Here is a 12,240-nt window from a genome sequence, read left to right as displayed (position 1 = left end):
AGCTGGGTCGAAAAGGATTCGGCGCGAGCAGATTTAAACGATTGGGAAAACCGAGTAGACGTGAGTTGCATCCCGCCTGAGATGGGATGCGCCGAAGAAATCGGGGTGCCATGAGCGAGCCGAAGGCGACCACACTGATCGCGGTGAAGACCAGCGAGCCGGCGGAGATCGCCAACAAGTCGGTGACCAAGGCGGTTCGCCTGCTGCGCGAGCTTGCTTCCCGACCCAAGACCGGTGCAACGGTGAGCACCCTCGCCAAAGCGGTCGGGATCTCCCGTCCTACAGCGTTCCGTCTGCTCTACAGCCTCGAGCGGACCGGCATGGTGGACCGCATCGACAACAACTACATCCTCGGCTCGGAAATGTCCCGACTCGGACGGCACGCCGACCCCTATGCCGGTCTGGCCGCCCGGGCTCAGCCACTACTGCGGGAGCTGGCCGACCAGTTCAACGAAACGGTGACGTTGTCGGTGCCGAATGCGAAGGACGGGCTCGACCTCATCGCCGAGGCCGCCGGTTCACACGTCGTGGGCACCACATCCCGGATCTCCCATCACATGATCGGCAAACAGTATCCGCTCCACGCCAGCTCCAGCGGCAAGGTCCTGTTGGCCGAGTGGCCGATCAAGAAGATCGCCGGTCGGCTGCCCGAAAAGCTCGACGCGTACACCGCGCACACCATCACCGACCGCGCAGCGTTGCTGGCCGAACTCGACCAGATCCGCGAAAATGGCTATGGGCTTATCGACAACGAATTCGAGGAAGAACTGATCTCCCTTTCTCGTCCCGTCCGGGATTCGTCGGGGAATCTGGTGGCGATCTTGACGCTCAACGGACCCCGGTACCGGTTCGGCCCCGACCGCATTCCCGAAGGCCTTCACCAAATGCAGCAGCTCGTCGAGCGTCTCGTCGATGTCTTCTGGCAGGATTCGACAATCGCTTGACCGGTACCGCGACAGATATGCCCCTGACGCAGCACGTCAATCATCACGAAACGGGAACGTACTGAACGGGATACATGCAATGCTCGAGACCGACAACACCAATTACCTGCTCACCTTCGCTCGAAAGTGGCGCCACCGGGGTGGCGGATCCGGGGAGGACATTCTCGTCGAATTCGGACTCTCCCAGCGCGAGTACTTCCGGAAACTGCTGTCGCTACTCGACCAGCGAATCGGCGCTGCCGCGGATCTCCCGTTGCCGATCCGGCAGCAGCTCACCCAAATCTGCCATCTACGTCTCCGTGATCGACGCGCTCAACGAGGTCAGGATCGCACAATCTGAGGGACCGCGGTTACAACAGCACAACCACTCGGAAGTATCGGGAATCGCGACGGAAGGTCGGTGTGGTGACGCCGTACCGCTCGACGAACTCGTGTTGTTCGACGAACCGAAGGTCACCGGACGTGCCGGGCGTCGAGTACTGCCGATTCGGCATGCGCCAGGTGCCTGTGTCGGGTACGTCCCACATCTGCACGGTGTCGGGCAACAGTTTCCAGCCGTGGTCGGTGTGCAGTTCGAGGTTCGCGACGACCTCGATTGTCGCGACCACTCCGTTCACGGACCGTATGGGCTGAGGGGAGAACCCCGGGTACCTGTCGACGTAGAAGACTCCTCGGCCGGCACCATTCGGTCGAATCTCGACCTCCTCGGCCAGTGATCGAAGCTCGGCGGGAAGCTGCTGCTCGTCGAGCCACGAGAGGGCGGTGGTCACGGTGTCACCCGGATGCCAGACGGAGTTTGCGGAGACAGGCTCGTCGTCGACGAAGACCGTGAGAGTCTGGGGTGAGGCATGTTCGGGCATCGTCAGACCCCGCGCAGTAGGCGGACCGATGGGCGAAGCCATCGGGTGCGGGGTTACCTTGCAGCAGACGATACGCGCTTGCAGCAGACGATACGCGCCTGCAGCATCGGTTCGCCCGCCGCTGCCGCACTGGACGCGACAGCGGCGCCGGCGGAGGGCCGTCCGATCGATGCGAATCAGTACGGCAACGACGAGCAGCTGGGGCGGTCGACGACGGCCTGACCCTCGCAGAGCATGGCCTTCTCGTCGTCGTCGAAACGGTCGCGCCGATCGCGGTCGCGGGCATCGCGGTCCGACTGCGAGACCACTGCGACATCGGTCCCCGACGAGGCGGGCATGGCGTGCGCGATTCCGGCGGCGCCGGTGACAGAGAAAGCAACCGCGGCGAACATCAGGCCGGCGCGAATGGCGGTGTGGCGAAACATGCGGAGTCCTTGGTGGTGTGTGGTCGAGTATTCCTTGGCCACAACAACACTGCCGTCCGGACGTGCGGTTCGACAGACACCCTAGGGTGCGTGTTGCCCACCCCTGTGCGCTGACGCGCCCGTGAGTACTTGTTAACCGCCCGCGGTTAACAAGTACTCACATCCCCGCCGCGAGCGCGCGGCTCGTGCGGGCGTGTGCCAATGTGCCCTGACGGCCCGCCGCAGGCTGCGCCCCTCTTACAGGTGTCATTCGAACGTATGACACCGGGCGAGCAGGATGTCTCAGCACAGGTTCGAACTCCAGCCGGTCGCACTCTCCGTGCCGGACTGGGATTGGCGGATGCACGCGCGATGCCGGTCCATGGACACCGCGCTCTTCTTTCCGTGCGAGGGCGAAGGGCAGGGCGCACGCATTCGTCGAGAACGAGCCGCGAAGCATGTCTGCGAGCCCTGCCCGGTCCGGACCGAGTGCCGAAATCACGCACTGATCACCGGTGAACAATTCGGCGTCTGGGGCGGCACGACGGAGAAGGACCGCCGGTATCTTCGACCGCCGCGACTCGGTCGATACCGCTCATGACTGAGGGATGTCCGCGGCGTCAGCGCTCGCCGCGTATCGGCTCAACGCTGGTCCGCGCGCAGCGCGGTTCGGAGTCCCGCGCGCCGTCCGGTGCCTCCGTCCGCGGGCGTGGTGGATGCTGTGCGGAATTTCAGTTCGGACGCGGTCTCGGGAGCATCATCGGCGGTCGCGGACAGAAACCGGTCCGGGAGCGCCAGCTTGTGGATGGTGCGCAGGGTCAAAAGGTATTGCTTGGCAAGCGAACCGGTGGTGTAGGGCAGATCGTACTTCTCACACAGTGCGCGGACCCGCGTCGCGATTTCCGGGTAGCGGTTGCTGGGGAGGTCGGGGAACAGGTGGTGCTCGATCTGGTAGCAGAGGTTGCCGCTGAGGAATGCCAGCACGGCGCCGGCTCGGAAGTTTGCGGTGCCGAGCATCTGGCGTAGATACCATTCCGCCCGGGTCTCGTTCTCCAGTTCGGCGGGTGTGAACTTCTCGGCGCCGTCCGGGAAGTGACCGCAGAAGATCACGACGTAGGCCCACAGGTTTCGCAGCAGGTTGGCGGCGAGGTTCGCCTTCAGCGTCCGCCGCCACCGCCGCCCGCTGAGGGCGGGAAAGAGCACGTAGTCCTTGCCCGTCTGCCGCACGATTTTGCCGAGCAGGGCTCGTGTGTGGGCAGATTTCTCGGTGCCTGTGCCGGCGCGCGCCTGCTCGGAATACAGACCGTGCAGGGCTATTCCCCATTCGAACGTGGCCGCCAGCAACAGGTTCCGCAGCGGTTGCAGCAGATTGTCCGGCTTCCACGGCTGGTCGCGGGTGATGCGGATGACGCCGAATCCGAGGTCGTCGTCCATCCCGACCACGTTGCTGAACACGTGGTGGCGATAGTTGTGGGAGTACTGCCACTGGGACGACAGACCCGCCATGTCCCATTCCCAGGTGCTGGAGTGGATTTCCGGGTCGTTCATCCAGTCCCACTGGCCGTGGGACACGTTGTGCCCGATCTCCATGTTCTCCACGCTCTTGGCCACAGCGAGAGCCGTGGTCCCGAGAACCCACCCGGCTCGCGCCCGGCTTGCGTGGATCACCAGCCGCGCAGCGGCATCCAGCCCGCGCTGGAAGGCGATCGTTCGGTGGATGTAGGTGGCGTCTCGCTCGCCGAGTGAATCGGTGACGTCCCGCCTGATGGCGTCGAGTTCGGCACTGAGCGCCTCGACGTCCGCGTCGGTGAGGTGTGCGTATTCCTTGATGTCGGATATCGCCATGATCGACTCCAGTTTCCGGTACCACCCCGGATCGGCTGTGCGTCAGTAGTAGTGGCTTCCGGGAATGATCATGATGACGGCCTGATACCGGGACGGGGCTGAGTGTCGGGCAGTGTGCAGTGCGGGTCAGTGTTTGAAAATGTTCTTGATCTTCTGCCCTGCCTGCTTGATCTGGTCGCCGGATTGCTTGAGCTTGCCTTTGGTTTCCTGTGCGCGTCCTTCGGCCTCCATGCGCTCGTTTCCGAGTGCCTTCCCGACGGTCTTCTTGGCGACGCCTTCAGTGGTTTCAGCCTTGTGTCGAAGCTTCTTTCCGATGCTCATAACCAAGTCAACGCCGGACGCGACCCTCATGTCAACACTGTATATCTACGGTTTAGGCCTACAGTTGGAAATGAGGGAAGGTGTCGTGATGGCGAAGGTGCCCGAGCGTCGTTCGATCCACTCCGACGGTGGCCCGATCACCCGTGAGCGGATTCTCGAGTGCGCGCTCGAGATCATCGACCGTGACGGAATCGACGGGCTGTCCATGCGCCGCCTCGGTAAGGCACTCGGCCGCGACCCGATGACCCTGTACCGCCACGCCCCGAACAAGGCCGCACTTCTCGACGGGGTCGCCGAGCTCGTCTTCGAAGAACTCGAGGTCGACACCGACGACGGCGACTGGGCCACCCAGCTACGGGAGGTCGCGCGGGGGTTCCGCCGGTTGGCCCTCGCCCATCCTCAGGTGGTGCCGCTTCTGGTGACCCGGCCGCTGTCGACGCCGCTCGGGCTCAGGCCGCTCGGCACCCTGCGTCCCCTCGAGAACATCCTGGCCCTGCTCACCAAGGCGGGTTTCACCGACGCCGATGCCTTGCACGTCTATCGGGCGTTGTTCGGCTTCCTCTACGGCCACGTCCTCAACGAGCTGCAGGAAGTCGTCGAGCGTCCCGACGAGTCCGACGACCTTCTGCGCCTCGGCCTTCACCGCCTGCCGATCGGCGAGTTCCCTCTACTCCGGGGTCTGGCGCCGGTCCTGGCGTCCTACGACGGCGCCGCCGAACTCGAACGCGGAGTCGACATCCTCCTCGCGGGCTTGACCGCGACGCTGACGCACCCCGGCCCTCCTCCCGGCCGGTGATATAGAGCGCTGGAACATCGACTTGGGCGGGCCGACGGTGCTGATATCGAAACCGATCGGGCCGAAGAGTCGAGATAGGGTTGGCTCGTTCGTCATTCTCTACAGCCGACTTGTTGCGGGTGAGAGGAGCGACCTGTGCAGTACATGCTGTTGATCTACAACTGTGAACCGCCCGAACCGGGCGATCCGGGTTTCGCCGAGGCGTTGGCCCGGGTGAACGCCTTCGCCGACGAGTGCCGCCGCCGCGGCGTCTTCGTCTCCGGGCACCCGCTGCAGCCGGAACACACCGCCACCACCGTCAGTGTTCGGGACGGTCGGACGCTGACCACCGACGGCCCCTTCGCCGAGACGCACGAACACCTCGGCGGCGCCTATGTCCTCGACTGCCGCAATCTAAACGAAGCCCTGGAGCTCGCGGCCCTGTGCCCGTTGGCCGAGCTGGGGTCGATCGAGGTGCGGCCCATCGTCGATGTGCCGGGCCTGGACCACCGTCCGGCGAATGTGACGGCCGGCGGCGAATGAATGTCGAACCGGGGCTGCAGCAGGTGTACCGGGAGCACCGGGCCCGGATGCTCGCAGCCCTGATCCACGTGCTCGGCGACTTCGAACTCGCCGAGGATGCGCTGCAGGATGCGTGTGCACTCGCGTTGCGCAAGTGGGGCGACACCGTTCCGAGCGACCCCGTGGCCTGGCTGCTCACGGCTACCCGTAACACGCTGCGGTGTTGCGGGTTTTACCGTGTCCCACACCGACGCTTGTGGCGCAGGAACAATCCTGGTCTGGTTCACCCCCACCGGCGGTGTCGCGGCGGGAGCACTACGACGGACACAGCGATGCCGCGGCCTGCTCGGAGTGGGACCCTTCTTGTCGCGGCATCGGCGCACCGGCGCATGCTCGATCACCCGGATCTGCGGACTCTCCCCGCGCTTGCGAACGGCTTGTCCGCGTCCCAGCAATGCCCGCTTGGCCAGGTTCACGCCCGCCACATGGTCACGATGTCCGCCGACTTTGCACCGCGCACACCAGGCCCGGTGGTAACCGCCGGGACGAGCCAGTGGTTCGTTGCAGCCCGGACACAACGCCGAGGATCCGCGTGCCGGTACGGACACCACCGTCACACCGACGCCGGCGGCAGTGTGTGTGAGAGCGTCGACGGCTTTGCGGCGCGCTGATGCGCGGCCCGATTGTTGTTGACGCGCCCGTGCCCGCGGGTCTCGAGGGTGGTGAGGTCTTCGACCGCGATCACCGTCGCGCCCGCTGCAGCAGAAATGGCGCCCACATAAACCCGAGGAGCGCCGCACGTGTGCGAGGAGGATCACGACGAGGATCGTCGAGGTCTTCGATCCACTCGTTGACCCCGCCCGTGGCTCGGCGGAGGATTTTCTCATGACGCACGATGAAGAGTTGCTGCACATCGACCAAGTCATCGACCGTCTCGGTACGCGGTTCCCGGGCCTGCCCCGGGAGGGCATCGAACAGGTGGTGCGCTCGGCGCACGAGCACTTCGCGACCGGGAAGGTGCGGGACTTCGTTCCGCTTCTGGTCGAGCGGCTCGCCCGAGAGAAACTTCAGGGGCTGGTGCCCGTCGTTGCCGTCGAGCCCGAGGCGGCGCCGAAGGCCAGTTCCGAGGTGATCGGTTCCGAGGTGGCCGGTTCCGAGGTGATCGCGTGCCGCCGGTGGTGGCCAGGCTGGCTGCGGGGCTGGTACCCGGACACCCGAATGTCGATCGCCGCGGCGGCCGCGGAGTAGGCGTTTCCGGCTCGGATCGACCCTGATCGTCCGGTCCGGGTCACCGGTCCTCGAGGTCGTGACCGTCGCTGAAGACGAGCCGACCCTCGTCCAACGCGACGGCCCACCGCCGGACGGGCGCCCAGTCGCGGCCCAGGTGCGCGTTGGCGGCGACCTCGTCGCCGTAGTCCTCAACGACCGTGCCGGGTAGCCGGGCGATGTGGTCGCCGCCGGCACCGTCCCGGAACCACACCTTCGCGCCGACCGTGAATCGGCCGGGTGCGCTGCTGTTCGGCTGGTCGGGCACGGATGTCATTCTCGCATGGAAGAGGCACGGCGGCCGCCTGACTGCCACCATGTTCGCGGGGCAGCACACCCCGACTTCCCGCGCAATCCGGCTTCGGCCAAGGGGCGTGGCTCTGCCGACAGGGCAGTGCACTTCGGCTCCCCCCGGCGGATTCTCGTCCATTACGAAAGAATGGGGCGGCCGGGCTCGTGGTTCGGATGCGACAACACCGAGCATCGCGACAACATGGCCGAAGAGTCTCGGGCCGGGTACGGATGGAGAGGAGACCCTGATGGGGGTTCCAGGAGTATCGCGCGGACGATCGGATTCGTACTGGGAGCACCGGGTGGCGATCGAAGCGCGCCGCGCTGAGTTCATCGTGCGTGCCGAATCGACCCCGTCCGATGAAACAGGCGTCGATCGTCGACCACTACGACCAGTCCGTTCGGGCCGGCCAAGCCGCCGACACCGTACCCGGGGAGCAACGCGACTGATCCGGGCGGTCGACCCCGCTCAGCCGCCGTGGTGATCGGCCACGCCCCCGGGGAAACGTCAGAAGCCCTGTCCCGCCCGGGCAACCAGGCCACCATCACGGCCGGGATTCCCCCGCGAGAAGGACTGTTTTCCCCGGGAGGGGGTATTCCCGGGCAGCGTGCCGCCGAGCGGTGCTCGGACAGCGGAGTTTCGATCGGAGAGGGAATCCGGGACGATGCGGGAACACTTCGACGAAGAACTCGCGGAGATCAAAGATGACCTCGTCGAGCTGTGTGCCTTGACGGAGGTTGCGATCGATCGCGCCACGCGCGCTCTGCTCGATACTGACCTGACTGCGGCGGACCGGGCCGCCGAACTGAATGCGGACATCGACACCCGGGGTCGGGAACTCGATCATCGCGCGCTCACCCTGATTGCCCGTCAGCAACCGGTGGCACTGGACCTGCGGGCCCTGATCGGCGGCATGCACAACATCGCGGACCTGCGACGGATGGGTAGCCTGGCGGCGCACATCGCCGAGGTGGCGCGGCTGCACCACCCCGAGCCGGTCGTTCCCTTCGAGCTACGAGCCATCATCTCGGACATGGGCGTCGCGGCGGCGGCGCAGGCGGCGGCGGCCCGGGAGGTCCTGCGGACCCGAGACGAGGCGGCCGCGTTGGACCTGATCTGGGCGGACGAGCGGACCGACGAGCTGCTCCGCCGGCTGTTCGCCGCCACCAAGGGCGACGACTGGCTGTACGGGGCCGCGTCCGCGGTGAACATCACGCTGCTGGGCCGGTTCTATGAACGGTTCTGTGATCACACCGTCGAGATCAGTCGCCGCGTCATCTTCGTGATCACCGGAGAATTTCCCGACGAATGACTATTCGGGCTGGTGGGTCCTCAGGTCGGGTTCGTGCCGGGTGTCGCCGGCCGGGTCGGCGTGGCCCATCCGCTCGAGGTGGGCCTTGATCCATTCGGTGGTGTTCACTCGCGCGGGGCACTCGACCGGTACGTCGGTCATGGATTGCCTTCCGTCGTTGATCGGTGTGGTCATCGGACAGCGGCGGTGGGGACCATTCACCGGCCGCCGATCGCTCCGCTCGATGCGGGCGGGCGCGGGCGATCAATACCGCACCGGCGGCGAGGAACCCGGCGGTGGTCACCGCGATCAGGATCATCGCCGGCGCGGTCAGCACACCGATCCCGAACACCAACGCGGCCCCGGACACCGCACCCAACGCCAGGCAGACCACCCCCGCCGACACCGTCACGACCCCGGCCACGCTCACCCGCCCGATCCGGTTGCGGGCACTCACCGCGGCCGTGCGGGTCGCGGATGTGGTGGGCCGCCGGGGTGGTCGGTGCCGTGGGTGGCCCGTCACTGGACGCGGGGATCGTTCTCGGCGCCGCGGCGGGGAAGCAGCCGCCCACCGGTGAGGGCCTCGGCCACGCCGGCGATGTCGGTCGTGGACCGGCGGTTGTCCGGCCGAGGGTTCGGGATGCGCTCAGGGGGTGGGTGGCGGGGCGAAAGGGTCGTCATCAGCGGGAACCATCCGGTTGATGTGTTGGGTGCGTCACCAGCGTAGGCGGCGTGGAGCAACCACCGCGTTTCCGGGAGGTGAGGTCGTCGTGACTTCTCAGGGCGGGCGGACGACCCGACCCACCGTCGATGCTGCGGTTGGTCGAGCGGCGTTGCGGCGTGGGGCGGTGTCTTCGTCTGCTGCGGTGTTGTCGCTCCGGAATTGGGGTGACTTCAGTCCCGGTAGGTGGGGGCAGGCGGATCGGGGGGCGGGCCGAGTGCGGTCAGCCATCGTCGGTAGAGGGTCGTCCACGTCCCGTCCGTGCGCATCCGTTCGAGGGTGCCGTTGACTCGGCGCACCAGGTCGGTGTTGGTCTTGTTGATGCCGATGCCATAGGGCTCGGGTTCCAGTGGTAGACCGACGATTTCGAGGGTGGGGTCCTGGGCGGCGAGGCCCTCGAGGATGGTGTCGTCGCTGCTGGCGGCGTCGGCCTGACGCTGTTGGAGGGCCACCAGGCAGTCGGCCAGGTCGGGGACGGCGACGATCGTGGCCTGCGGTTGGATTCGGCGGATGGTGTCGAGGGAGGTGGTGTCGGCGGCGGCGCACACGCGTGCGCCGACCAGGTCTGCGGGCCCGGAGATCGCCGACCCCTCCGGCACCAGCAGGCGTTGGTGGGCCTCGAGGTAGACGGTGGAGAACGCCACCCGCTCGGCCCGCTCACACGTGATGGTAGTGGTCTGCGCGACGATGTCGACCTCGTTCTTCTCGAGCGCGTCGAAGCGGCCGGCGGGGGTGAGGGGCCGGAATTCGATCTTGTCCGGGTCGCCGAGGAGGTCGCGTGCGACCTCCCTCGCCACGTCCACGTCGAAGCCGGTGATGGTGTCGGTGGTGGGGTCACGGAAACTGAACAGGTTGGTGTCCTGGCCGACCCCGACGATCAGCCGGCCCCGTTCGAGGATGTCGGCGACCAACCGTCCGGGTGGCCGGGCGCCGGTCAGGACGGGCGGGGCCGGGCGCAGGCTGGCCAGCGCGCCGCAGGTGGACGGCGCCGGTGGCTCCGCGGGGGCGATGCCCGCGGGTGGGATGATCTGCGTTCCGGTCGGCAGGGACAGCTCGGTGTAATCACCGGTGACGGCGGGCGTGACGGGTTCGGGGGCCGTGCACCCGGCGAGGACCACCCCGGCGGCCAGGAGTGCGCCGGCGAAACGGCCGGCCCGGGATGTTCGACGCCCGTGGTCCGGCTCGAGGCGCGGGCCGATCCCTGGCCCCGTCTCCATTCCGCGCCGGGGCATCAGTGGTACTCGTTCAACCTGGGCCAGATGCCCCCGCCGACGGCGAACCCGCAGAGCACGCCGAGCGCGAGTGCCCCCACGGGCAGCAGCGACGTGGCGCGGTACGCGTCGTCGGTGGCTTCGCGTTCCTCGTCCCGCAACTTGTCGATCGCCGACCGCAACGCGTCATCGAGTGCGGCGAACCGGGCGGTGGACGCGTCGTCGCCGGGGCCGACGGCGAGGGCGGCCGCCCCCGGATAGTCTCCGTTCCCGAGTCTGTCCTGCACCACCGTGTGGGTGTCCCGCCACCCGTCGAGCGCTGTGGCGGCGTCGGCGACCGGAGCGTCGGCCACCCCACCTCGAGAAGTGTTCCGGTGTTGGGCGAGTATCTCGGACAGCACGGTCGAGTGCCGGGAGAAGTCGACCTCGGATTGGGAGTCCGACCCTCGCCGCAGCATGCCGAGCATTTCATCTGCCCGCGCCTGCTGCGCCAGGATCCGGGCGGTCACGAGCGCGCTGAGCGGTTGCGTCCCGGCCGTCCGGGCGCGCTCGGCCGCCGCGGTGGACACCATGAACGCCGCCACCGACCACACCAGCAGGCCGGCCATCAGCAGCGCGGCCACGACCAGGCCGGGGTTGATCAGCCGCCGGCTCTTGCGTGCCAGGTACACCTGCGCCAGCACCAGTCCGAGCAGAGCGGACGTCGTCACCGCGAATGCGAGCACGGGCAGCCGGGTTGTGCGCGTCTGCGTGGTGGCCACCGATGTCCACTGCTCGGTGCACAGCCGGTGCGCCAGCGGCAGGATGGTGCCCTGCAGCATGGAGGAGGCGTTACCGAGGTAGGTGAGTCCGACCGGGTTTCCGGAGCGGTCGTTGGCACGCGCGGTGGCGATCAGGCTGGTGTACTCGGCGAAGCGCCTCGATATCTCCGACAGCAGACCGACTGCTTCCGCATCCGCCGCGGAGACGCCGGTCGAGGCGGTCACCAACGTGTTGGCGGCGTCCCCGACGGCCTGGTTGTAGCGCTCTCTCACCCCAACTGGTTCGGACCCGCCGAACAGGAAGGACGTCGTCGCGGCGGCGTCCGCGATCGACAGCGAACTGTAGAGGCTCTGGGCCGCGTCGGCCGGGGGCTCCGAGTGTGTCCGCAGGGTGTCGATCTCCCGCTGACGCGCGTCGGTGACCGCCAACGCCACCACGCCCGCCGCCAGCGCGGCCGCGACGAGGACCACCGCCAGCACCGAAAGCCGGCCCGGTGTGGAGGCCAGGAAGGTCCGCCAGAATGGGCGGCGGGACTCGGGCTCGACGAGCATCGACTCGTCCAGCTCGTGTACGTCGCGGGTGAGGGTGCTGCCGCGGTGGAACACCTGATGCCCTCCTCCCCGCACCGATACCGAGCGTTCGATGCGGTGCGATCAGACCATCAGCGCGACTCAGTGCGGATGGTCGTTCGGCGTGTCGTCCGTGATGGCCCAGCCGCCGGCCACCAGATGGGCGCGGACCCGCTCGACGTCCACGTCGAGGGGTATCTCGTTGGTGACCTTGGTGATCATCATCTGGATGTCCGGCTTGCCGATCGGGAGGTCACCCTGGTCGACGAGCGCCGCTGTGATCTCGCGAACCTCCTCGTCGGACAGGCGCCGGCGCAGCAGGGCGATCAGCGGGATGTAGTCGTTCTCCGGCACACCCTGCGGATAACCGGCGCGCAGCCAGCCGATGATGCTGGCCAACAACGGGGGCAGGGCCTTGACCAGCGGGGTTTTCTCCGCGAGCGCCGACTCGAGCGGC

General features: G+C 67.2%; 17 protein-coding genes and 2 pseudogenes. 9 read left to right on the top strand and 10 right to left on the bottom strand.

Annotated features, from left to right (window positions below):
* The first annotated feature begins 110 nt into the window (after nucleotides 1–110).
* Both HGB39_RS32410 and HGB39_RS32405 read left to right on the top strand, forming a co-directional pair.
* Entirely contained in the window at nucleotides 111–944 is an 834-nt protein-coding gene (locus HGB39_RS32410) for an IclR family transcriptional regulator (protein WP_005567992.1), read from the top strand.
* A gap of 79 nt (nucleotides 945–1,023) precedes the next feature.
* On the top strand, nucleotides 1,024–1,284 hold the full coding sequence (locus HGB39_RS32405; protein ID WP_005567994.1) for a DUF3263 domain-containing protein: 261 nt from the start codon (nucleotides 1,024–1,026) through the stop codon (nucleotides 1,282–1,284).
* Between the two features lie 10 nt (nucleotides 1,285–1,294).
* Here HGB39_RS32405 and HGB39_RS32400 read toward each other — a convergent pair whose 3' ends face one another.
* Both HGB39_RS32400 and HGB39_RS32395 read right to left on the bottom strand, forming a co-directional pair.
* On the bottom strand, nucleotides 1,295–1,846 hold the full coding sequence (locus HGB39_RS32400) for a hypothetical protein (protein ID WP_043790382.1): 552 nt from the start codon (nucleotides 1,844–1,846) through the stop codon (nucleotides 1,295–1,297).
* Nucleotides 1,847–1,980: 134 nt separating this feature from the next.
* Nucleotides 1,981–2,229 carry a hypothetical protein gene (locus HGB39_RS32395; RefSeq protein WP_005567996.1) on the bottom strand — a complete coding sequence of 83 codons (249 nt, stop codon included), beginning with the start codon at nucleotides 2,227–2,229 and terminating at the stop codon, nucleotides 1,981–1,983.
* Between the two features lie 277 nt (nucleotides 2,230–2,506).
* Between HGB39_RS32395 and HGB39_RS32390 the strand changes: the two genes are divergently transcribed.
* Nucleotides 2,507–2,809, top strand: a complete 303-nt coding sequence (locus tag HGB39_RS32390) for a WhiB family transcriptional regulator (RefSeq protein ID WP_005567998.1) — start codon at nucleotides 2,507–2,509, stop codon at nucleotides 2,807–2,809.
* A gap of 41 nt (nucleotides 2,810–2,850) precedes the next feature.
* Here the strand turns inward: HGB39_RS32390 and HGB39_RS32385 are convergent, their stop codons facing one another.
* Together HGB39_RS32385 and HGB39_RS32380 are read right to left on the bottom strand one after the other, a co-directional pair.
* Nucleotides 2,851–4,053, bottom strand: coding sequence for a fatty acid desaturase family protein (locus tag HGB39_RS32385; RefSeq protein ID WP_005568000.1), 1,203 nt, complete (start codon nucleotides 4,051–4,053; stop codon nucleotides 2,851–2,853).
* 126 nt (nucleotides 4,054–4,179) lie between these two features.
* Nucleotides 4,180–4,374, bottom strand: a complete 195-nt coding sequence (locus HGB39_RS32380; protein WP_005254699.1) for a CsbD family protein — start codon at nucleotides 4,372–4,374, stop codon at nucleotides 4,180–4,182.
* 88 nt (nucleotides 4,375–4,462) lie between these two features.
* Between HGB39_RS32380 and HGB39_RS32375 the strand changes: the two genes are divergently transcribed.
* The 3 genes and pseudogenes from HGB39_RS32375 to HGB39_RS40025 all read left to right on the top strand — a co-directional run.
* Nucleotides 4,463–5,170 carry a TetR/AcrR family transcriptional regulator C-terminal domain-containing protein gene (locus tag HGB39_RS32375; protein WP_005568002.1) on the top strand — a complete coding sequence of 236 codons (708 nt, stop codon included), beginning with the start codon at nucleotides 4,463–4,465 and terminating at the stop codon, nucleotides 5,168–5,170.
* A gap of 144 nt (nucleotides 5,171–5,314) precedes the next feature.
* Nucleotides 5,315–5,692, top strand: a complete 378-nt coding sequence (locus HGB39_RS32370; protein WP_210753124.1) for a YciI family protein — start codon at nucleotides 5,315–5,317, stop codon at nucleotides 5,690–5,692.
* Nucleotides 5,689–5,829: pseudogene (locus tag HGB39_RS40025) on the top strand (RNA polymerase sigma factor); the annotation flags it as partial. The gene HGB39_RS32370 and the pseudogene HGB39_RS40025, both read left to right, overlap by 4 nt.
* Before the next feature lie 36 nt (nucleotides 5,830–5,865).
* On the opposite strand, the pseudogene HGB39_RS32360 reads toward HGB39_RS40025, so the two are convergent.
* Nucleotides 5,866–6,431, bottom strand: a pseudogene (locus HGB39_RS32360) (zinc ribbon domain-containing protein); the annotation flags it as partial.
* 125 nt (nucleotides 6,432–6,556) lie between these two features.
* Here HGB39_RS32360 and HGB39_RS32355 point away from each other — a divergent pair.
* Entirely contained in the window at nucleotides 6,557–6,919 is a 363-nt protein-coding gene (locus HGB39_RS32355) for a three-helix bundle dimerization domain-containing protein (RefSeq protein ID WP_005568006.1), read from the top strand.
* 40 nt (nucleotides 6,920–6,959) lie between these two features.
* Here HGB39_RS32355 and HGB39_RS32350 read toward each other — a convergent pair whose 3' ends face one another.
* Nucleotides 6,960–7,205 carry a hypothetical protein gene (locus tag HGB39_RS32350; protein ID WP_005254691.1) on the bottom strand — a complete coding sequence of 82 codons (246 nt, stop codon included), beginning with the start codon at nucleotides 7,203–7,205 and terminating at the stop codon, nucleotides 6,960–6,962.
* Between the two features lie 688 nt (nucleotides 7,206–7,893).
* On the opposite strand from HGB39_RS32350, the gene phoU reads away from it, so the two are divergent.
* Nucleotides 7,894–8,541, top strand: a complete 648-nt coding sequence (gene phoU, locus HGB39_RS32345) for a phosphate signaling complex protein PhoU (protein ID WP_005254689.1) — start codon at nucleotides 7,894–7,896, stop codon at nucleotides 8,539–8,541.
* On the opposite strand, the gene HGB39_RS32340 is transcribed toward phoU, so the two are convergent.
* Nucleotides 8,542–8,682: a hypothetical protein gene (locus tag HGB39_RS32340; protein WP_155755996.1), complete on the bottom strand. Its 141-nt coding sequence runs from the start codon at nucleotides 8,680–8,682 to the stop codon at nucleotides 8,542–8,544.
* 134 nt (nucleotides 8,683–8,816) lie between these two features.
* Here HGB39_RS32340 and HGB39_RS32335 point away from each other — a divergent pair, with 134 nt between their 5' ends.
* The gene (locus HGB39_RS32335; protein ID WP_005254688.1) at nucleotides 8,817–9,098 is read left to right on the top strand and encodes a hypothetical protein; all 282 of its coding nucleotides are present in this window, start codon (nucleotides 8,817–8,819) and stop codon (nucleotides 9,096–9,098) included.
* 316 nt (nucleotides 9,099–9,414) lie between these two features.
* Here HGB39_RS32335 and HGB39_RS32330 read toward each other — a convergent pair whose 3' ends face one another.
* The 3 genes from HGB39_RS32330 to HGB39_RS39185 form a co-directional block, all read right to left on the bottom strand.
* Nucleotides 9,415–10,458 (bottom strand): glutamate ABC transporter substrate-binding protein, encoded by a 1,044-nt coding sequence (locus HGB39_RS32330; RefSeq protein ID WP_514120898.1) that lies wholly within the window; start codon nucleotides 10,456–10,458, stop codon nucleotides 9,415–9,417.
* A 14-nt stretch (nucleotides 10,459–10,472) separates the two neighbouring features.
* Nucleotides 10,473–11,819 carry a GlnX family signal transduction membrane protein gene (locus HGB39_RS32325; RefSeq protein ID WP_005568949.1) on the bottom strand — a complete coding sequence of 449 codons (1,347 nt, stop codon included), beginning with the start codon at nucleotides 11,817–11,819 and terminating at the stop codon, nucleotides 10,473–10,475.
* Between the two features lie 66 nt (nucleotides 11,820–11,885).
* The gene (locus HGB39_RS39185) at nucleotides 11,886–12,206 is read right to left on the bottom strand and encodes a DUF3349 domain-containing protein (protein ID WP_039952597.1); all 321 of its coding nucleotides are present in this window, start codon (nucleotides 12,204–12,206) and stop codon (nucleotides 11,886–11,888) included.
* Nucleotides 12,207–12,240 lie beyond the last annotated feature (34 nt).

Origin of the sequence: Rhodococcus opacus (assembly GCF_012396235.1) — a bacterium.
In the GTDB taxonomy this organism is placed as follows: Bacteria; Actinomycetota; Actinomycetes; order Mycobacteriales; family Mycobacteriaceae; genus Rhodococcus_F; species Rhodococcus_F opacus.
This window is presented reverse-complemented; position numbering and strand designations above follow the sequence as displayed.

Bases quoted from the DNA above. Each gene is read 5' to 3' on its own strand.
- HGB39_RS32410 (WP_005567992.1), top strand. From the start codon at position 111: ATGAGCGAGCCGAAGGCGACCACACTGATCGCGGTGAAGACCAGCGAG.
- HGB39_RS32405 (WP_005567994.1), top strand. From the start codon at position 1,024: ATGCTCGAGACCGACAACACCAATTACCTGCTCACCTTCGCTCGAAAG.
- HGB39_RS32400 (WP_043790382.1), bottom strand. From the start codon at position 1,846: ATGGCTTCGCCCATCGGTCCGCCTACTGCGCGGGGTCTGACGATGCCC.
- HGB39_RS32395 (WP_005567996.1), bottom strand. From the start codon at position 2,229: ATGTTTCGCCACACCGCCATTCGCGCCGGCCTGATGTTCGCCGCGGTT.
- HGB39_RS32390 (WP_005567998.1), top strand. From the start codon at position 2,507: ATGTCTCAGCACAGGTTCGAACTCCAGCCGGTCGCACTCTCCGTGCCG.
- HGB39_RS32385 (WP_005568000.1), bottom strand. From the start codon at position 4,053: ATGGCGATATCCGACATCAAGGAATACGCACACCTCACCGACGCGGAC.
- HGB39_RS32380 (WP_005254699.1), bottom strand. From the start codon at position 4,374: ATGAGCATCGGAAAGAAGCTTCGACACAAGGCTGAAACCACTGAAGGC.
- HGB39_RS32375 (WP_005568002.1), top strand. From the start codon at position 4,463: ATGGCGAAGGTGCCCGAGCGTCGTTCGATCCACTCCGACGGTGGCCCG.
- HGB39_RS32370 (WP_210753124.1), top strand. From the start codon at position 5,315: ATGCTGTTGATCTACAACTGTGAACCGCCCGAACCGGGCGATCCGGGT.
- HGB39_RS32355 (WP_005568006.1), top strand. From the start codon at position 6,557: ATGACGCACGATGAAGAGTTGCTGCACATCGACCAAGTCATCGACCGT.
- phoU (WP_005254689.1), top strand. From the start codon at position 7,894: ATGCGGGAACACTTCGACGAAGAACTCGCGGAGATCAAAGATGACCTC.
- HGB39_RS32340 (WP_155755996.1), bottom strand. From the start codon at position 8,682: ATGACCGACGTACCGGTCGAGTGCCCCGCGCGAGTGAACACCACCGAA.
- HGB39_RS32330 (WP_514120898.1), bottom strand. From the start codon at position 10,458: ATGGAGACGGGGCCAGGGATCGGCCCGCGCCTCGAGCCGGACCACGGG.